Below are 19,610 nucleotides of genomic sequence, written 5' to 3'. Positions count from 1 at the left end.
TAATTCTATATTTTTGTATTTAGAAAATATTGAATAAGCCTTAATGCTACTGTTTTTCTATAAACAGCTGTGGATCTTTGATCATCAATAGGAACTATTTCATTAGAATAAATCTTTTTTACTTCTTCTATTTGATTCTCTACATCATTTAAATTACTTCCTATTAAAATATTTTCTGCATCTTTTATCCTAACTATTTTAGGAGCTACAGATCCTATTGCAATTCTTATATCCTTTATTGTTTCATCTTTTACTTCTGCAAGCCCTACAAATGATAACTTTGATATAGCTGAAGCTTTTCTAGCTCTAATTTTTTCATAATAAACTTTATTAAACTGTACTTTGGGTATAATTATGCTCTCCAAAATTTCATATTTTTCAATAAGGGTTTTTCTTGGTCCTAATATAAACTCTTTTATATAAACTTCTCTAAAAGATTTTTCACTAGTTAACTTAAGCCTTGCATCTAGCGCATATAATATCGGTAAAGTATCTCCAGCAGGAGATGCATTGCATATATTTCCTCCAATAGTCCCTATATTTCTTATGGCTGGTGATGCTATTTGTCTTATGGCCTCTTTTAATACTTCTGGAATCTCTTTTGCTCTTAAAAGCGCTGATAAAGTGCTAGCTGCTCCTATTTCTAAATTATCAGCTGACTCTTTAATTTCTTTTAATTCTTTTAAATTTCCTATATATAATAAGTCATTATTAAACTTTGGAAGAAGTGATGCAGCATTTTTATTTCTAACCATTAGATCAGTTCCTCCTGCATAAATAATTACATCTTTTTCATTTAACATTTTTAATGCATCACCAAAGTCCTTTGGTAAGTATCCATCTACCACAATCCATCACCTCTTTTAGATGCCATAAGTATTGCATTTATTATCATATTATATCCGGTACATCTACATAAATTTCCTGAAATGCCATCCCTAACGTCATTTTCTGTTGGCTTTGGAATTTTAGATAAAAGTGCATGTGCTGCCATTATCATCCCTGGTGTACAAAATCCACATTGTACAGCTCCCGCTTCTGCGAAGCATTTTTCTAAGACATCAAATTGTTTTGTTCCTTTTAGCCCTTCAACTGTTATAATTTCTTTTCCCTCCACAGAACCAATTGTCACTAAGCATGAGTTTACTAATTCCTTATCTATAATTACGGTACAGGTACCACATTCTCCTTCACCACAGCCTTCCTTTGGACCTGTTATATCCAAATCTTCTCGTAGGAAGTCTAAAAGTCTCTTCGTAGAATTCTCTTCTGTATTTATAGTTTTATTGTTTATCTTTAATGTGATTATATTACTCATTTACTATCGCCTCCATTATCCATTCTGGAGTTACAGGTAATTTATTCACTTTTACTCCCAATGCATTTTCTATTGCATTTGCATAAGCTGGTGCAGTTCCTATTAGAGTCAGCTCTCCAGCCCCCTTAGCTCCAAATGGGCCAAGATCACATGGATTATCTACTAATTCATTTTTAATATTTACAACATCTTTAGCCGTTGGGATAATATAATCAGTTATACTATGTTGCCTAACTTTTCCATACTTATCACATTCCATACTTTCTGAGGAACCATATCCAAGGCCTTGTATAACTCCTCCTTGTATTTGCCCTTCCATTATTGTTTCATCAATTGGAATCCCAATATCAAAGATTGTATATATTCCAGTCACTTCAGTAACTGCTGTTATGGTATTAACCTCTACTTCTACAACATTTATTCCCCACGAATAACTTGGATAAGCATCACCATTAAATTTTGTTATATTCCACGGTATTAAATCTGGGTGTTTATAATTTTCTTCTATTATTTGTTCTTTTCCATCAATCCAATTTTCTTTGAGTCTTAAAGCAGCCCTTTCAAGTAATTTACCGACTACCATAATTGATCTTGAAGCTACCGTTGGTCCTGAGTCTGGAACTCTGTCTGTATCTGGATTTTCATAGACTATGTCCTGATAATCTTTGTCTAGAACCTTTGCTACAATTTTCTTAAATGTAGTTTGAAGGCCTTGTCCCATATCTGTGTTAGATACTAAAATTTCAATAATTCCATTTTCATGTTTTAAAAGCTTGACCTTTGCTTTTATAAAATCTCTTTCTCCACTTCCTGTAAATCCACAGCCATGTAAGAATATAGACATGCCTATTCCTTTTCTTATAATTCCTTGTTCACTAGAATACTTCTTATATTTGTTGCTGAAGTCACTTATTTTTTCAGCTTTTTTCAGCATTTCTTCAAGCTTTACATCATAAGTAAACCTTCCACCAGTACAAGTTTCATCTCCAGTTTTTACAAAATACTTATTTTTTAATTCCAGAGGAGTGCATCCTATTTCTTTGGCTATATGGGACATATGGGTTTCAATTCCAAATATACTTTGTGGCCCTCCAAAACCTCTAAATGCTCCAGTTGGAACAGTATTAGTTTTAACTACGCGTCCTTTCACTTTGATATTAGGTATGTTGTAAACTCCTATTGCACATAATAAAGCTCTTTGAAGGACAACACCAGATACAGTCGCATATGCTCCGCCATTTAATATAATCTCTACATCCATTCCAATTATTTTATTGCTTTCATCAAGAATAGTTTTATATTTTAATAAAGCTGGATGTCTTTTTGTGGTAAATGACATATCTTCAAGTCTATCTAAAACTAATTTTACTGTCTTTTTAGTTTTATAAGCTGCCACTGCAACCTGCGCTCCTAATAAAGAAGGGTAATCCTCTTTACCACCAAAACCTCCTCCAGTAGTAGTTTGTACAATTCTTACTTTATCTTCATTAAATCCCAAGGCTTGAACAACTGCACCTTTAACGTAATATGGGCATTGCATAGTTCCATATACTGATATCTTACCATCTTCATAAGTTCCGACTAATCCTTGAGTTTCTAAATAAGCTTGTTCTTGATATCCTGTATAAAATTCCTCTTCCAAAATCTTTGACGACTTTTTAATCGCATCTTCTAAATTTCCTTTTTCATATTCATATTTATCAAAGATCTCCGTAGAATTTCTCATATTAAAAACAGAAATACCCTCTTCATATTCAACCTTGATATCATTTAAAATATTTATAACTTCTTCAAGCTCAGGACCTAACACTAAAAGGATAGGTTCCCCTATATAATTAACTTCTTTATCTGAAAAAAACGGCATGTCATTTTGAATTATTTTTACCTTATTTAAACCTGGAACATCTTTTCCTTCAACCACATAATAGCCATCTTTTAATTCTGGAATAATAATATTTTTTATAATAGCCTTAGCCTTTTCTGAACGTAGAGTCTTAGCATATAAACTATTTTTAAATTTAAGATCTGAAATATATTTAGCGCTTCCGTCTACCTTAATTTTATGATCAGCTTTTATAACTGATTTTCTTATACTCTCCATAGTCTTTCCTCCACTTCATAAGGAGTTTAAAATCAAAGTTCTATATTGTAATTACACAAAATTTAAAAATACATTTTTTATTGCTTTCTTTGGACATTTAGATTCGCATAATCCACATCCAAAACATTTACTTTTATCCATTTCTACTTTTTCATCCTCACTACTAATTGCAAAATATGGACATATATTCTCACATAACTTACAGTTAACACACTTATCATAATCAATAGATGGATAAATAGGATTATATTTCACATTACCAGTTTCTAATTCAGTGTTTAATACTTCCTCTACAGAACTAAATCCATACTTCTTCAAAGCACTTGGAAGATCATCAACTATCTTTTTATATGAATTTTTTCCTTTAAGCATCGCAGCAGATAACATTTGAACCGCATTGGCACCAGCCAGTAAAAATTCTATTACATCCTCTGCTGTTGCTATTCCTCCTACGCCTATAATTTCACATTGTGGCACTGCTTTTTTTATTTTATTAATAAGAGCTAGTGCTATTGGTTTTATTGCAGGACCCGAAGTCCATACTTCTCCTTCTTTATTTCCTATTAAAACTTTTCTAGATGCTACATCTATTTTCATGGTTGGCCCCAGAGAATTAATTGCTACAACTCCGCTACCACCATTTTCTATAACCATTTTTGCGAATCCAACTGGATCAGGTATATGTGGACTCATTTTCATATAAACTGGCTTTTTTGTATGTTTTCTTATAGTCATTAAAGTTTCCTTTATTGTTGTTAAATCTTTACCTACATAATGAGTAGATATTTCAAAAGCATCTGCATATTTATCTAATTTTGGAATTAAGTTTTCCATATCATCTTTTGAATATCCTACGCTTACAAATAGTGGTTTATTTAGTTCTGCTTTTATTTCAGGTAAAAATTTATCTAACCATACTTCTGGATCATATTCTGACCACAATTCCGCATTCATAACAAAGTCTTGTCCACCATATATACAAGGTCTAACTACTTTTGCACCTTTGCTAGATATTGTTTTTGTAACAATTCCTCCAACTCCAAAATCAGATATTATTTTCATTTTTTCACTATCTCCAACTAAAGGGCCTGATGCTGGCATTAGTGGATTTTCTAAATTTATCCCACTTAAACTTGTATTTAATTTCATATCATTTCTCCTTACACTTTTCCCAAATTTCTTGTGCTATTTTTCTTGCTTCTTCGTATATTTTTTCTTCATCTTGCAGTATTTTATAATCTTTTAATTTAATTTTTCCGTTGCACCAAACATTTTTGGGTTTAAAATTATCCAACATTCCGTAGAAAAAATGGCCTAATAAATTATCTTCTGTTATAAGCGTAGGTGCATTATATTCTAAGGTTATAAAATCTGCTTCATATCCTGCTTCAATTTTTCCAAGTTTGCAATTTAAAATTTTACTTGCATACTCATAATTATTTTCTATAACTTTTTTAATATCATTTACAGAATATGCTATAGGATTTTTATATTTTAAATGCATTCCAAACAACAAATTAATCATATCTCTGGTCAGATTAAATCCTAATCCATCATTCCCCAAAAGACATTTTATATTTCTTTTTTCAAGCTCTAATACATCTGCAAGCCCTACTGCATTATTAAAATTAGAAGTAGGATTTAATGCCACATAAACTTTATATTTCTTTAAAATATCCATATCACTTTCACTTAAATAAATACAATGAGATAAAATTGAATTTTCCCTAAGTAAACCGTATTCTTCTAATCTTTCTATAGGGGTTTTATTATATTTTTTAATGCTTTCTATATTATCCTCATCACTTTCTCCCACATGAATGTGTATTGGCATTCCTTGACTTTTATCAGCTATTTTCTTTAAGGAATCATCACTTAATGTTAAACAAGCATGCATTCCAAATAATCCTTTTGCCATAATTGAATCGATTTTACTAAACTCTATATTTTCTTCAATACATTCATCAATTGGGAATCTCTCACTACTTTCAAAACAAAATACGCCTCTTATTCCTAAGTAGTCACATAAAGCTCTTTTTAATAAATTTAAACTACCTTTAATTTTTCTTCCGCTAGCATGATGATCTACTACAGTAGTTACTCCATTCTTTATAAATTCAATACCGCTTACAAGGCCGCTATAATAAATATCTTTTTCTTCAAGAACTCTATCTAACTTCCACCACATTTGTTCTAATAATTCCACAAAATTTTTAGGATTAAATTCAGTAATCCATCCTCTAGCAAAAGTTGAGTATATATGACTATGGCAATTTACAAATCCAGGCATTAATATTTGATTATTGCAATCATAAACTTCATCTGCTCCTTTAAAGTTTTCTATTGAACCTACTTCTATTATTTGTTTATCAAATAACACATAAGATTTTTCTTTTAATGAATCAAAATCGAATATATTAACATTGGTTAATGCCTTAATCATATTTGTAGCCTCCTTGGTAAATATTCACCTTGTCCACCTAAAAATTTCCCTTCATTAACTATAAATTTTCCTTTGGAAATAGTTGCACTTATTTTACCTTTTAAAATTTCATTATTATAAACTGAAGTATCATCCATTACTTTAGTTGTCTTATTTGAATCGAAGATTACTATATCTCCATCACTTCCTGGCATTAGTATTCCTTTTTTAGGATATAATCCATGTATCTTTGAAGGTTCTATTGTAAATTTAGAAATTATACTTTCTCCAAAAAGAGCGAACATATTTAAAAATGAATATTTTACTCCATCTATCCCCATTGGGATCTCACTTGTATACTTCTTATTTTTTAACTTTCTAGAAAACGGACAATGATCTGTGCCTATTACATCAAGTGCGTCTATATTCCTAGTCATCTTTAATCTCTCTTCTTCACTCCGCAAAGGTGGTATCATAATATATAAATATCCATCTTCTTTTTGATATAGTGAGGAGTTAAATTTAAAATAATGAGGTGCGCTTTCTAATATTATCGTTGAATGTAATTCTTTAGGATAAATCTCCTTTAATCTTTCAAGAGTGGTTCCACAATTGGTATGAACAATATATAAAAGACCATCTCTATATCTTGCCATTTCAGCTAGCTTTAAAACTTCTGTAATTTCCGAAAGTGCTGGCCTTGCCTTTTCGTGATCTTTTACTAAAACATTTTTTTCTTTTATCATGTCATTATTTTCTGCATGAATTAATATTCTTGTTTTAGTTTGTCTCGAATATTTCAATAATTCATCTATGTAATAATCCTTTGTTTGTCTATTAGTTGATGCATATGTTGTAAAAAGCTTTATCGTTGGCATCCCAAGTAGAGAACTTTTCATTAGAAGCTCTTTAACATCCCCTTCTGGACTTCCAAGTGTTACATGAAAGCCATAATCTATGACACTTTTTTTTGCAAGTTCATATCTATCATTGAAAGCTTCATCTAATTGACTAACGTCTTTAATTGGATCCAAAAAATCTATAAATGTTGTTATTCCTCCAATAGCAGCTTTCTTAGAACCATTAAAAAAATCATCTTCTGAAACATTCTCACCAAAACCTAAATTGAAGTGCACATGTGCATCTATAAAACCTGGTAAAACCATTTTCCCTTTTGCATCGTAAATTTCCTTGCATTCTAAATTTGATTTAGTTATGGTATCTATAACTCCATCTTTTATATATAAGTTACTTTCTACAAAATTTCCTTCTAAATATAATTTCCCATTTAATATTCCTAAGTCAAAGATATTACTCAACCCCATTTTATATTTCTCTTAATAAAAAATATTTCATTTATAACTTATATTCATTTATTAGAGAAATATTTCTGTATATAAAAAATTTTTTCTATACTCTGTCTTCATCTAACTAAACAAAATTTTCTAAAAATGTTTTAAAATAATATAAAAAATTGCAAAAAAGAGATCTTATTTCTATTTTTGAAATAAGACCCTCTTTGTCTATTTTAAACTCTATTAAATTTATTTACTCTTATTAAGTATTATATCTTTTTCCTTATAAAAACCAATATTTTTGTAATGATATTTTACATATATATTTGCAGATATTTCATTATTCTACCTGATCATGCTCTTTATATAGTTATAATCTTTAATAGTATCTACATCCAATAATATTCCTTCATCATTTATATTTAAATATGAGCATTGTTTTTTGCTTAAATATATCTTTAAATTAGAATCTTCTGGTTCTCTTAATATTTCGTTTATAAAATTACTACTTAATAAAATTGGATGTCCTCCTTTTTTATTAAAACTTGGTATAACTATTTCATTTTCCTCTTTTAATATTTTTTTTACCACAACCTTACTTATTAGAGGATAGTCACCGGGAGTAAGTAAAAATCTTCCTGCTGTAACATTTTGTATTCCCTTTTTTATCGAACTAAACATTCCTTTATGAAATTCTTCATTATATATTATTTGTACCTTAGAGTAACTTTGCACTAACTTTTCTATTTTTTCATGTTTATATCCACTGACTACAATTATTTTATTACATTCATCATACAATGATTCTATGCATCTTTGTATGATTGCTTTTTTATCAATCTCAAGCTCCATTTTAAAAGTGTTAGCTCTACTTGAATATCCGGCTGCTAATATAACTCCATCTACGTTCATTAAAATTCTTCTTTCTTAGGTATATAAAAAAATACATCACATCTTTGACTTGTTATTTTTTTCATATCCCTATCCCTTATTTTATAAGTATTCCGTAATTTCCAGGTATATACTCATTATTTTTTAGAATAATGCTTCCATTTACTATTACATATGATATTCCTTCTGGATATTGTTCTGGCTCTACGAATGTTCCCTTATCAATTATCTCTTCTTTATTAAAGACTACTATATCAGCTTTAAATCCAACATCAATAAGCCCTCTATATTTTATTCCCATTGTACACGCAGACTTATATGTCATTTTATATATAGCTTCTTCTAATGATAAGGCTTTAAGTTCTCTGACATATCTACCTAAACCTCTTGGAAAAGCTCCATATACTCTTGGATGTGGCTTTCCTCCAAGTAATCCATCTGTGCAAAAATTTTGTTCTTCCCTTTGCATAAATTTAATTATTAACTCTTCCGAGCCATAATAATCAATCATCCCAACAGCATTTTCTTCTTCAATTAATAAATCCAAGGCTGCCTCTATAGGATTTTTACCTCTCATCTCCCCTAATTCTTTTAAGTTCTTTCCTATTACATTTTTATTCTTATCAGTTTTTACAGAAGTGATATATATACCATCAATGCCAGCAAACTCAATAAAATTGTCCCAGTCACAATTTACCTCGTATATTTCATTTATTATCTTCTCTCTTAAATCATTGGATTTTATTCTTTCAAGCATTTTGTTAGTTCCACCACTATGAGCCCAAGGTGGAATTATTACACTAAGCATAGTACTTCCCGCTTCATAAGGGTACTGGTCAAAAGATATTTTTACGCCTTCCTTTCTTGCTTCTTCTATAAGAGCAATCATCTTATCTGCCTTATCCCAATTATTTTTTCCACATACTTTAAAATGAGAAAAATGTATTTTTACTTTGCTTTCCTTGCCTATTCTGATTATTTCTTTCATAGACTCAATAATCTCATTTGCTTCACTTCTTTGATGAACTACAAAAATGTCATCATATTCTGCAACTACCTTACATAATTCTATTAATTCCTCTGTATCGCCATAAGCACACGGAATATATATTAGTCCTGAGGATAAACCAATTGCACCGGATTCCAATTCTCTTCGTAAAATTTTTTTCATATTTTCTATGTCCTCTTTGCCAGCTTTATCAGATGAAAGTCCCATTGCTTCCATTCTAATATTTCCGTGAGGTACAAGGTAACATACATTAGATACTAAGCCCTTATTTTCAATTGCATTAAAATAATCTTTTACCGTTCTATAATCCCATGAGATTTCATTGCTGTCTCCTTCAAGTCCGCTTAAATTTTTTCTCCAATCTTTAATGAACTTACTTGGTAGTGGAGCCATAGATATACCGTCCTGTCCTAAAACTTCGGTAGTTATTCCTTGATATATTTTAGGTTTAATGTCTTGATCACTTAATATGGTCAAATCAGAATGGCTATGAGTGTCAATAAAACCAGGAGCAACAATTAAATCTGTCGCATCCAATACATAATCCATTGCTTCTTTTTTATCATTTAGATCACCAATTTCAATAATTGTATCATTATTTATAATAATGTCTCCCACATAAGCTTGTCTTTTAGTCCCATCAATTATGGTGCCATTGCTTATCATCCACTTCATTTCTTATTCCTCTAATCCTAATAATATTTCTATTATTTTATAATATCCTTCACACGCGCCTATAAGCTGTTCTATTTCAATATATTCATCTATAGTATGAGCTATGTTCTCTTTTGATGGACCAAATCCAATAGTTTTTATATTAGCTTCTCCAGCATAATGGCTTCCATTCGTGCAAAAAGAATAATTCGTTATCTTTGGATTTAAACCTATGCTGCGCAAACCTTCAAAAGTTTTTTGTACAAAAGTAGAATCTTCTTTATAGCACCAAGCCGGAAAGAATCTTTCACCTTGGATAATTTCTCCTGTATGACATTTTTCAGTTCCTTTAGCATAAGAAACTTTGTAACTTACATTAGGTGCTTCACTTTTTAACTCTTCAATTAATTTTACTATAGGTTCTAAAACACCTTCTTTAGTTTCTCCAACCAATAATCTTCTATCATAAGTTGCTCTACAGTAACTTGGAACAACTGATGCTCCTGGATATGGTGACGATTTTATATCTGTAAGCTCTAAAATTCCTTTTCCTAAAAATTCATCCTCTTCATATTTAATTTCTTGAAGTTTATTTATTATCTTTGACATACTGTAAACAGCATTGATTCCTTTTTCAGGATTAGCAGAATGAGCTGGAACTCCAAAAGTTTCAACTACAATTTCAGCACGACCACGTTGTCCTATTTTTAAGTTTAATTCCGATGCTTCTCCTATTACCACATAATCTGGCTTTATAAGCTCACTTATATTTCTTGCAGCAACTCCTTCAAAACATTCTTCATGAACAACACCTGCAATATATATTTCCCCTGAGAAACTTCTATTAGTATCTTTTGTGAAACATTCTGCTGCAATTATCATAGCTGCTAAGGAGCCTTTCATATCAGAGGTTCCTCTTCCATAAATCCTCCCCTCACATATTTCAGCTCCAAATGGATCATGGTTCCAATCTTCTAAATTCTCTACTAGTACTGTGTCTATATGTGCATCAAAAAGAACTTTATTACCAGGTTTATTTCCTTTTATCTTTCCAATTATGCTTCCATACTTGTCTACAGTAACTTCATCAAAACCTATGTCTTTCATATTTTTTTCAAGGCATTTAACTATGTTTCCTTCATTACCAGAATAACTTTGTATCTTAATAATATCTTGACAAAGTTTTATTAACTTTTCTTTTCTATTCTTATCCATAAATAATTAGCTCCTTCCTTATATCTCTCTTCCACATACATATCTTTGAATTATGTTTTTCTTATGTCCTAAATAAACTAATCTTTCCATTCTTTCTTCCATAGTTCCTTTAGCAGACTTCCAAAGACAATCATCATCTATTACTAAGGCATCAAATTCATAACCTTTTTCAAAACTTCCAACCTTACCAAAAAACTCTCCTCCACCTTTTGTTGCTAAATAAAAAACTTCTTGAAGTGTTAAAGGTCTTTCATCATCTTTAAAACATACTTTTCTTAGTTTTGACATTTGTATTGCAGATGCCATTACAGAAAACATGCTTAATTTTTCTCCACCAGCTATATCTGATCCAAGTCCTATTTTAACTTTTTTTCTAAGCAGCCTATTAATTGGTGCTATTCCACTAGATAAATTTACATTAGATGTTGGGCAATGTGCTATAATCACTTTATTTTTCTCAATTGTATTTATTTCATCCTCTGTTAAATGAACACAATGAGCCATTACTGTCTTGGTTTGTCCAAAAAGATTAAGGTTATCATATACATCTGCATAATTTTTGCTTTCTGGATGTAATTCCTTCACCAACTGGATTTCTGACAAATTTTCAGATAAATGTGATTGGACTGGTATAGAACTGTTTACTGCAATATTCCCTAATTCTTTCATTAAATAGCTTGTACAGCTTAGCACAAATCTTGGTGTAATTATAGGTTTTACTAATTTGTACTTTTTATCACAAGCCTCTATCCAATTTATGGTAGATTCGATTGATTCATTGCTGTCTTCTTTTAATGTATCCGGGCAGTTTCTATCCATATTCACTTTCCCAACATATGCTGCAATTTTCTTTTCTTCAAGAAGCTTCATTAAAATTTCTGTAGCTTCAAGATGAATTGTTGCAAAAATAACCGCCCTTGTAGTTCCTTCTTCATATAATTCATTAACAAATTCTTTATATACCTTTTCAGCATAAACCGTATCCTTAAATTTTGTCTCTTCCGAGAATGTGTATGTTTCAAGCCAAGGCAACAGCTCCTTATCATACCCAATTCCCCTTATAGCAAATTGAGAAGCATGAGTATGCAAATCTACAAATCCAGGAATTATAAGCTTGTTTCCATAATCCTCAACCTTAATGTTAGTAAATTTCTCAGGTAGTTTTTTATATGTGCCTTCTACAATACCTCCATTAACTACAATAAATCCATCTTCAACTATATTAAATGAAGTACTATCTTCAGTATATACAATGTTTCCTTTTAAAATCTTAATATTATTTCCACAACATTCCACATATCACCCCTCCTTATTTTATAGATAAACAAACTAATTATGAACTAGATTTATGCGTTGAAATAGGTACTAATCCTTTCGGTGAACTACCGCATAATTCAAGCTTGTAGGTTGTTTATCTATAGATTGGATATTTTCCATTCCAAACTATATCTCTATAGCTTTCTTTATCTGTATTTCCTTCAGTGCTGAAACAAAGGATTCTTGAATTTTCATCAAGTTTTAATTCCTCCTTCAACCATTGTAAATCTTTATTTTCCATGATTTCAGCTACAAGCCCAAGAGTAACTGCTCCGCTTTCTCCTGAGATTATTTTTTTGTCATTTCCAACTGGATTTCCCATTGTTCTCATACCTTTTGCAGTCACATAATCTGGACATGATACAAAATTATCACTATAATCTCTAAGTACTTTATATCCTATACTGCAAGGCTCACCACAAGCAAGTCCTGCCATTATTGTATCCATATCACCTGTTACAAAGTGAAGCTTTCCATCATTTTTTTCTGCTGTTCTATAAATACAATCAGCCTTGTTAGGTTCTACTATTGTTGTTATTGATCTGTTTTCTCCGTAGACACTTGCAAAGAAACCTTGAACAGCTCCAGCCAAAGCTCCAACCCCTGCTTGTAGAAAGATATGTGTTGGCATTTCTGCTTTCATTTTTTGTAGCTGTATATATGCTTCATATGCCATTGTCGTATATCCTTGCATAATCCAAGTTGGAATTTTCTCATACCCTTCCCATGCTGTATCTTGAACCATTATCCATCCATTTTTCTCAGCTAAATCATTAGAAAATCTTACAGCTTCATCATAATTCATATCCGTTATTGAAGCATCTGCGCCTTCTGCTTTTATATTATTTAATCTTTCTAATGAACTGCCCTTTGGCATATAAACTACAGATTTTTGTCTTAAACGATTAGCTGTCCATGCAACTCCACGTCCATGATTCCCATCTGTTGCAGTAATAAATGTTATATCTCCAAGTTTATTTTTGACTTCATCAGAAATCATTTTATCGAAGGGAAGATCATCTATGTTTTGTCCTAGCTTTTCTGCAATAAAATTTCCTATTGCATAACTTCCACCTAATACTTTAAAGGCATTTAATCCAAATCTGTAAGACTCATCTTTTACATATATATTATTTACTCCTATGGTATTAGCTAAGTTTTTCAGTTCTGTTAGCGGTGTAAGACTATAGTTATTAAAACTACTATGAAATTTTTGTGCTTTTTTAGCAACATCCATATTTAGAAAATCTACAGATGTTTTAATTTCTTTTTTTCTCTTATAATTAATAATCTTAAAACCTTCAACCATTATAATTTTCTCCTCTAACTTTTCTAATTAATACATTAAATTAATCATTGTTTATTTTACTTATACTTAATTTTATAGCACACTTTATACGTTTAATGTTTTAAATAGCTTATTTCTAAATATATTAGTAACAAAATACTCTTTTGTATCAATCACTTAATCTATATTTATTTTAATATGTTTATATTACTATCTTACATATATTAATTGAAGAACAAAGTGGCTGCACCGCGCTCTCTCTTAATCACATTTTTACAAGCTAACATTTGCTTAGCCATTGATATAACTGACTTTCAAAATCTAAAAATTCTATACTTCGCTAGAAATAAAAAGAACAAAAAAGTCTTACTCCATAAATTATGGAATAAGACTTCGTTGTCTAACTTAAATCACATTAATTTTTTTACTCACACCAAACTATACTCACATTATATATTCTTTGTTTTTTCTTATCAACATTTTTAAAATTAACATTAGATTGATTTCTACTGCATATAAATCAATTATAAAAAAGATTTGCAGGAGTTGATTTTTAATGGAGAGGGTATTTGAAAAAATATTTCAGGATTTAAATGGAGCTGTTAAAAAGAATGTTAATACAAAAAGTTTAGTTGCTATGTCAAAAGACAATGTTACTAAAATTAAAGATTCCATGGACTTCGATTTTGTTTTTGATAAGAACGGAGAGTACAGATATACAGCAAGTCAATATGGCTTTGGGAAAAGTGTGAATATTCGTGGAAAAATTACAGTTCCAGAAGATGGGATTTATTCTGTCAATATTAGATCTTCAGATGGTGGTGGAGGTCAATGGGATGGTGTTAAAACAAACCAAGAAGTCTCATGTGTTATAAATACAAGTTTTTGGCATGAAACAACTATTACAGTTTATATACATTCAAACAAGCCCGATTGTAATGGACATGTGGTTATAGACTACTCTGTATAAGATGTATTTCACATGACTTACTTACATCTTTAGTTTACTAAGACATATGAAAAAAATAGACTAGTATACTGACTTATTCTTTTCTGGAATATGCCTAAATACTATGGATTATAAAACTAAATTTAAAAGGCTTGTTTCAAAAACCACCTGTTTTCTACCACTTTTGAGATTTATACCCTCAAAGGGCACAATATCCACGAATTGGATTTATTATATTTCTAGACATAAAAAAAAGCCATAGTACAACGTACTACAACCTCTGTGGCAGGGGCACTAGGATTCGAACCTAGAACCAATGGTTTTGGAGACCACTACTCTACCGTTGAGCCATACCCCTAAGACAATAATGATTATATAATACATTTATAAATAAATCAACAAGTTTTTTATTTTACAAAATAAAATTAAACTTTAAAATTATAGATACCAAAAGTTACTTGTATGCTTCTGGTATCTATATTTAAGTTATGAAATATTACTTAAAGTCGTAGATTCATTTGTTTTAGCCCATTTTGATAATTCTTTTACATTGTATAAAATTAAATCATCAAAAGGCATATCGCCATAATATTTCCATAATTTTATTGTATTATATGTTGACACGTCTATTTTTGTACCTTGTTCTCCGTCCACTATTATAATAACCTTTTTAGGATCTAAATTATTTACTTTTATGAATTCAGCTATTTCATGATTATCAAGTTGAATTGTATTTAAATTTAAAGATTTAGTTAAATAATCAAAATCATTATTCAATGTTATAAATTTATAATCATTAAGTAACTTTATTTTATCCTCATATTTTTTTATATTATCATCAAATTCTTTAATTGCGTTATTATAATTTTCTTCATAGTAATCCCTATTTTGAGGATCTCTATCTTGAATAGCTGCCTTTACATTATATAATGCTATTTTATACTCTTCTATACCTTCAAAATAATAAGGGTTTTCTTTAGTATCGCCATTATGAGCATAATTTAAAAGTCTTACGCCTCTAGCCAAATTTATTATTCCTAGATTGCCTTTCTTTAATTTATGAATAAAAGAATTACTCCAAGGTTCAAATGAAGCACCTGAATATATAAATAAATCCATATTTGATATATTATTTAAAACATCTTCACTATATTTAAATTCACTAATGTCTTTTTCATTAGTAAACATATATTCCACATTATTTTTATCCTTTATGATTTTCTTAACCATATCATACTGCGGTTTATTAACTGTGATTATGTTTAAATATTTCTCTCTACTTTCAGCTCTATTATTTTCAGTATTGGCTAATAAAGGGCTTGAAAATAAACTCATACCAAAAGACAATGCGATAGTTATTATTACCATAGCAAAGGTAATCTTCTTCAAAATAAGTCACCTCCGAAATTTAACCATATATAAATCTACATTACTTTTCTTATTCGTCTGTTAATTTAAGTTTAGTTTACACTTGATTTTATTATACCAACTAATTCAAAATAAATATATACAAATTTATTACATTTTTTATGAATATTAAACTTACATTGTATAAAAGCAAATTGTCACTAAATATTTCTTATTAAATATTAGTAATAATTTGCTTTTATAAAATTTTGAGATAAAATAAAAGAATGAGAATTTATATACTTAAATTTTTATTATGTCTTTTTACCCATTAGAATTAAATTAGCGATTAAAAATTCTAAATGTAAGATTTGAATTCTCACTTATAAGGAGGAATTTCATGGAATTTGAAGTTTATAGTGTAGATGAAACTACTCAATTAGGACTAAGATTAGGTAAATTATTAAAATCCGGTGATATAATTTGTTTAACTGGCGATTTAGGTACTGGTAAAACACATATTACAAAGGGAATTGCAAAAGGTTTAGACATAAATGATAATATTACAAGTCCAACTTTTACAATTGTTAATGAATATGAAGGTGGAAGATTAAAGCTTAATCATTTTGATGTTTATAGAGTAAGTGATCCTGATGAAATTTATGCAATTGGATTTGATGATTATATATTTTCAGATGCAGTGTCTATTATAGAATGGGCAAATTATATAGAAGAAATTTTACCAAAGGATTTACTTCATATAAAAATAGAAAAAGATTTTGCAAGTGGCCAAGATTATAGAAAAATAACTTTAACTCCCTATGGAGAAAGATATGATTATGTAAAGGAGTTGAAAATATGATTGTACTTGCTGTAGATTCATCTTCAAAGGTAGCAACCGTTGCCTTAATGAAGGATGAAAAATTACTTGGAGAAATTACTTTAAATGATAAGAAAGAACACTCTGTAATATTAATGAATATTATTCAAGATTTATTGAGAGATAATAATTTAAGTGTTGATGATATTGATGGCTATGTTGTTTCTAAAGGACCTGGTTCTTTTACCGGACTTAGAATAGGTATGGCAACAATAAAAGGTCTAAGTTTCGGAAGTAGTAAGCCATATGTTAGTGTATCTAGCTTAGATGCCTTAGCACTTAGTGCATCTAATTTCGATGGAATTATATGCCCTATAATGGATGCTTTAAGAAATAGTGTGTATACATCATTATACAAAGGACATTCAACTTTTAGTAGTCGTGGTAATGAATCAGAAAGTGCTGATGTTAAACATGAATTGCCAATTACATTAGAAAAACTTTTAGACTATTCTGCATTAGATATTGATGAACTTATAGAAATAATCACAGCTAAAAAAGAAAAAGTTATATTTATAGGTGATGGAGTAGATAAGTATAAAGATTATTTAATTGAAAATTGTCCAAATTGTTATTTCCCTCCTAACCATCTTAATTTAGTTCATGCTTCTTCTTTAGGTGAAATAGGTAGTATATTGTTAAGAAATGGTGATTTTGATGATCCGAACTCTACTCCATTTTATTTAAAGAAACCACAAGCTGAAAGAGAATACGAGCAAAGGATGAAGTAAAAATGAATATAAGTATTGATTTCATGAAAGAAGAAGATATTGATCAAATTTTAGATATTAGTTCATTAAGTTTTTCTATTTGTTGGAGCAAGAACTCTTACATCCAAGAACTAACTAATCCTGTAGCTAAATATCTAGTTGCAAAAATTGATAATACAGTTGTAGGTTTTGTAGGAACATGGATTGTATTAGATGAATCCCATATAACGAACATAGCGATACATCCAAACTATAGAAAACAAGGTATTGCATCTAAGCTTGTTGAAGAATTACTTAATTATTGCAAAAGTCAAGGATGTATTGCTTATACTCTTGAAGTAAGAAGTACCAACAAAGCAGCCAAATCACTTTATGAAAAATATAATTTTAAGCAAGATGGAGTTAGAAAAGGATATTATGAAGATAATAAAGAAGATGCTATAATAATGTGGCTAAAAGAACGATAACTATAGATACCCAACATGAAACTATAATTATGCATCCCTCCTTATTTCGATGGCGTATATGCACAAGTATGGATTTTATCTTGGGTATCTAAGAATATATATGTAATCTTTTTATATTAACTCAATTTCATTATTTACAATTCAGTATATCGTATTATTAATTTACTAGATGTTATAAATACATTTTTAATACTATAACTTACATAAGAATAAAGAAAAAGCTGTTTCAAAATAATTTCTAATCATTTTGAAACAGCCTTCTATTTAATTACTATATTGCTTCTGTTTTATTTTCTGGACTACCAAAATTAGGTTCTGCCTTAAATACTGAAACTGATATTCTCTTATATAATACATATGTCAAAACTGATACCATAAGAGCCTTTATTCCATTGAAAGGCAACAATCCAACTGTAATATATTTTATTGATTCTGCTGGTGACATTTGCATTCCATAGGCTGGTAATAAGAAATAAATATTTGCTACAATACCTACTACTTCCATGCAAACTGCACCTAAAACCATTCCTACAATTGCATTTTTCTTATTTTTCTTTTTATGATATACAAGTGCCGCTGGTAATATTAGTGAAACTCCAACTAAAAAGTTTGCTGTTTCTCCAACAAAACCTGTTTGCGTTCCTTTTATTAATACTATAACTATATTTTTTATTAATTCTATAAGCACTCCTGCTAAAGGTCCAAATCCAAATGCACCTATCAATGCTGGAACATCACTTAAGTCAATCTTAAGCCATGGAAAAAGTGGTATTACTGGAAAATCAATATACATAAGTATAAGTGCTAATGCTGATAATAAAGAAATTTTAATCATTTTATTAGTATTTGTATTCATCTCTTTGCCTCCCAAAAGTTATCTACTGGTGTAGCTTATTAGTGAGTTAATCTTTTAATATATTCTTATCTTATTTTATGCATTAACATAAATAAAAAAGCCCTGATGCTAAACACATCAGGGCACATATTTCAATAAATAAGAATAAAGAAAATCTTAATTACTAATAGGTTACCTTCTTTCATCCAGACTATACTGTCGGCTTCGGAGTTACACCGAATCAGCTTTAATAAGCTCGCGGGCTATACCGCCGGTAGGGATTCACGCCCTGCCCTGAAGATATATTATATTTTATTAATTCCTATTATATATGTTTAGGATAAACTTTGCAATATATTTCCTTTAGTTTTATAACTAATAATATATAAGGAATTAAATGCGTTGTAACTGACAATATATAGATTTGCTTTATGCTCCTATAAGCTTATCATTCCTTAATATATGTTCAGTTAACCAATCATTTAAAAAGTTTAATATTTTCACTAAACTTTCATCTTGCTTTTCATCAATACTTATTAAATCTATTGCTTCAATTCTTTTGATAAATTCCCCATGTTCTATTTTTTGAGTGAAACGTCTTTTATAATTTATACTTTCCATATACTCTTCTTCTGATTTAAAATGAAAAATAGTATACTCCTTTAATTCTTCTATTATGTGTACTATTTTATCATACTTATCAATGGAAAAGTCATCTTTTAATAGCATATATGCTTTATCAGCTAACTCAAAAAGTTTCTTGTGTTGTTCATCAATATGCTCTACTCCAATTTTATATTCTTCTTTCATTTCATACATAAATAACACCTTCTTTCTAACTATAATTCAAAAATTATTCCAGTTACTTTTCATTAATATATCATATTTTTTCCATAAAGTCATCCTTTATAT

Annotated in this window: 18 protein-coding genes, 1 tRNA gene and 1 riboswitch; of the genes, 4 read left to right on the top strand and 15 right to left on the bottom strand. The window is 29.6% G+C overall.

Annotation, left to right across the window (positions count from 1 at the left end; all coding sequences use genetic code 11):
• Positions 1-5 precede the first annotated feature (5 nt).
• The 11 genes from LLF98_RS01175 to dpaL form a co-directional block, all read right to left on the bottom strand.
• Positions 6-848, bottom strand: a complete 843-nt coding sequence (locus tag LLF98_RS01175) for an FAD binding domain-containing protein (RefSeq protein WP_291700015.1) — start codon at positions 846-848, stop codon at positions 6-8.
• A complete protein-coding gene (locus tag LLF98_RS01170; RefSeq protein WP_291700013.1) occupies positions 842-1,318 on the bottom strand; it encodes a (2Fe-2S)-binding protein in 477 nt (158 codons plus the stop codon). Before LLF98_RS01170 ends, LLF98_RS01175 begins: the two co-directional genes overlap by 7 nt.
• Positions 1,311-3,419 carry a xanthine dehydrogenase family protein molybdopterin-binding subunit gene (locus LLF98_RS01165; RefSeq protein WP_291700011.1) on the bottom strand — a complete coding sequence of 703 codons (2,109 nt, stop codon included), beginning with the start codon at positions 3,417-3,419 and terminating at the stop codon, positions 1,311-1,313. Before LLF98_RS01165 ends, LLF98_RS01170 begins: the two co-directional genes overlap by 8 nt.
• Positions 3,420-3,470: 51 nt before the next feature.
• Positions 3,471-4,568, bottom strand: coding sequence for a 4Fe-4S binding protein (locus tag LLF98_RS01160; protein ID WP_291700009.1), 1,098 nt, complete (start codon positions 4,566-4,568; stop codon positions 3,471-3,473).
• 1 nt (position 4,569) lies between these two features.
• Positions 4,570-5,862, bottom strand: coding sequence for an amidohydrolase family protein (locus LLF98_RS01155; protein WP_291700007.1), 1,293 nt, complete (start codon positions 5,860-5,862; stop codon positions 4,570-4,572).
• A complete protein-coding gene (locus tag LLF98_RS01150) occupies positions 5,859-7,166 on the bottom strand; it encodes an amidohydrolase family protein (RefSeq protein ID WP_291700005.1) in 1,308 nt (435 codons plus the stop codon). The genes LLF98_RS01155 and LLF98_RS01150 overlap by 4 nt, the downstream gene beginning before the upstream one ends.
• A gap of 315 nt (positions 7,167-7,481) precedes the next feature.
• The gene (locus LLF98_RS01145; RefSeq protein WP_291700003.1) at positions 7,482-8,048 is read right to left on the bottom strand and encodes a nucleotidyltransferase family protein; all 567 of its coding nucleotides are present in this window, start codon (positions 8,046-8,048) and stop codon (positions 7,482-7,484) included.
• Positions 8,049-8,124: 76 nt separating this feature from the next.
• Positions 8,125-9,711, bottom strand: a complete 1,587-nt coding sequence (locus tag LLF98_RS01140; RefSeq protein WP_291700001.1) for a D-aminoacylase — start codon at positions 9,709-9,711, stop codon at positions 8,125-8,127.
• 3 nt (positions 9,712-9,714) lie between these two features.
• The gene (locus tag LLF98_RS01135; RefSeq protein ID WP_291699999.1) at positions 9,715-10,905 is read right to left on the bottom strand and encodes a YgeY family selenium metabolism-linked hydrolase; all 1,191 of its coding nucleotides are present in this window, start codon (positions 10,903-10,905) and stop codon (positions 9,715-9,717) included.
• An 18-nt stretch (positions 10,906-10,923) separates the two neighbouring features.
• Positions 10,924-12,201: a guanine deaminase gene (gene guaD, locus LLF98_RS01130; protein WP_291699997.1), complete on the bottom strand. Its 1,278-nt coding sequence runs from the start codon at positions 12,199-12,201 to the stop codon at positions 10,924-10,926.
• A 115-nt stretch (positions 12,202-12,316) separates the two neighbouring features.
• Positions 12,317-13,531: a diaminopropionate ammonia-lyase gene (dpaL, locus tag LLF98_RS01125; RefSeq protein ID WP_291699995.1), complete on the bottom strand. Its 1,215-nt coding sequence runs from the start codon at positions 13,529-13,531 to the stop codon at positions 12,317-12,319.
• Positions 13,532-14,066: 535 nt separating this feature from the next.
• Between dpaL and LLF98_RS01120 the strand changes: the two genes are divergently transcribed.
• Positions 14,067-14,480, top strand: coding sequence for a hypothetical protein (locus LLF98_RS01120; RefSeq protein WP_291699993.1), 414 nt, complete (start codon positions 14,067-14,069; stop codon positions 14,478-14,480).
• Positions 14,481-14,742: 262 nt separating this feature from the next.
• Here LLF98_RS01120 and LLF98_RS01115 read toward each other — a convergent pair.
• A tRNA-Trp gene (locus LLF98_RS01115) sits at positions 14,743-14,817 on the bottom strand.
• A 128-nt stretch (positions 14,818-14,945) separates the two neighbouring features.
• Positions 14,946-15,848, bottom strand: coding sequence for a zinc ABC transporter substrate-binding protein (locus tag LLF98_RS01110; protein WP_291699991.1), 903 nt, complete (start codon positions 15,846-15,848; stop codon positions 14,946-14,948).
• A 358-nt stretch (positions 15,849-16,206) separates the two neighbouring features.
• Between LLF98_RS01110 and tsaE the strand changes: the two genes are divergently transcribed.
• Genes tsaE through rimI form a run of 3 tightly spaced genes read left to right on the top strand, consistent with a single transcriptional unit; the run spans position 16,207 to position 17,863 of the window.
• Entirely contained in the window at positions 16,207-16,668 is a 462-nt protein-coding gene (gene tsaE, locus LLF98_RS01105) for a tRNA (adenosine(37)-N6)-threonylcarbamoyltransferase complex ATPase subunit type 1 TsaE (RefSeq protein ID WP_291699989.1), read from the top strand.
• Positions 16,665-17,417 (top strand): tRNA (adenosine(37)-N6)-threonylcarbamoyltransferase complex dimerization subunit type 1 TsaB, encoded by a 753-nt coding sequence (tsaB, locus tag LLF98_RS01100; RefSeq protein ID WP_291699986.1) that lies wholly within the window; start codon positions 16,665-16,667, stop codon positions 17,415-17,417. Before tsaE ends, tsaB begins: the two co-directional genes overlap by 4 nt.
• A 2-nt stretch (positions 17,418-17,419) precedes the next feature.
• Positions 17,420-17,863, top strand: coding sequence for a ribosomal protein S18-alanine N-acetyltransferase (gene rimI / locus LLF98_RS01095; RefSeq protein ID WP_291699984.1), 444 nt, complete (start codon positions 17,420-17,422; stop codon positions 17,861-17,863).
• Positions 17,864-18,134: 271 nt separating this feature from the next.
• On the opposite strand, the gene LLF98_RS01090 is transcribed toward rimI, so the two are convergent.
• Entirely contained in the window at positions 18,135-18,719 is a 585-nt protein-coding gene (locus LLF98_RS01090) for an ECF transporter S component (protein WP_291699982.1), read from the bottom strand.
• 169 nt (positions 18,720-18,888) lie between these two features.
• A riboswitch (FMN riboswitch) is annotated at positions 18,889-19,004 on the bottom strand.
• Between the two features lie 123 nt (positions 19,005-19,127).
• The gene (locus LLF98_RS01085; protein WP_291699980.1) at positions 19,128-19,517 is read right to left on the bottom strand and encodes a hemerythrin family protein; all 390 of its coding nucleotides are present in this window, start codon (positions 19,515-19,517) and stop codon (positions 19,128-19,130) included.
• Between the last annotated feature and the right edge of the window lie 93 nt (positions 19,518-19,610).

Origin of the sequence: Clostridium sp. (assembly GCF_021372645.1) — a bacterium.
Classification (GTDB): Bacteria; Bacillota; Clostridia; order Clostridiales; family Clostridiaceae; genus Clostridium.
The sequence above is the reverse complement of the archived record's forward strand: the minus strand, read 5'-3'. Positions and strand labels throughout refer to the sequence as shown.

Coding starts and splice junctions, on each gene's coding strand:
- LLF98_RS01165 (WP_291700011.1), bottom strand. CDS start 3,419: ATGGAGAGTATAAGAAAATCAGTTATAAAAGCTGATCATAAAATTAAG.
- tsaE (WP_291699989.1), top strand. CDS start 16,207: ATGGAATTTGAAGTTTATAGTGTAGATGAAACTACTCAATTAGGACTA.
- LLF98_RS01140 (WP_291700001.1), bottom strand. CDS start 9,711: ATGAAGTGGATGATAAGCAATGGCACCATAATTGATGGGACTAAAAGA.
- dpaL (WP_291699995.1), bottom strand. CDS start 13,531: ATGGTTGAAGGTTTTAAGATTATTAATTATAAGAGAAAAAAAGAAATT.
- LLF98_RS01120 (WP_291699993.1), top strand. CDS start 14,067: ATGGAGAGGGTATTTGAAAAAATATTTCAGGATTTAAATGGAGCTGTT.
- LLF98_RS01170 (WP_291700013.1), bottom strand. CDS start 1,318: ATGAGTAATATAATCACATTAAAGATAAACAATAAAACTATAAATACA.
- rimI (WP_291699984.1), top strand. CDS start 17,420: ATGAATATAAGTATTGATTTCATGAAAGAAGAAGATATTGATCAAATT.
- LLF98_RS01085 (WP_291699980.1), bottom strand. CDS start 19,517: ATGTATGAAATGAAAGAAGAATATAAAATTGGAGTAGAGCATATTGAT.
- LLF98_RS01145 (WP_291700003.1), bottom strand. CDS start 8,048: ATGAACGTAGATGGAGTTATATTAGCAGCCGGATATTCAAGTAGAGCT.
- LLF98_RS01135 (WP_291699999.1), bottom strand. CDS start 10,905: ATGGATAAGAATAGAAAAGAAAAGTTAATAAAACTTTGTCAAGATATT.
- LLF98_RS01150 (WP_291700005.1), bottom strand. CDS start 7,166: ATGGGGTTGAGTAATATCTTTGACTTAGGAATATTAAATGGGAAATTA.
- tsaB (WP_291699986.1), top strand. CDS start 16,665: ATGATTGTACTTGCTGTAGATTCATCTTCAAAGGTAGCAACCGTTGCC.
- LLF98_RS01155 (WP_291700007.1), bottom strand. CDS start 5,862: ATGATTAAGGCATTAACCAATGTTAATATATTCGATTTTGATTCATTA.
- LLF98_RS01090 (WP_291699982.1), bottom strand. CDS start 18,719: ATGAATACAAATACTAATAAAATGATTAAAATTTCTTTATTATCAGCA.
- LLF98_RS01160 (WP_291700009.1), bottom strand. CDS start 4,568: ATGAAATTAAATACAAGTTTAAGTGGGATAAATTTAGAAAATCCACTA.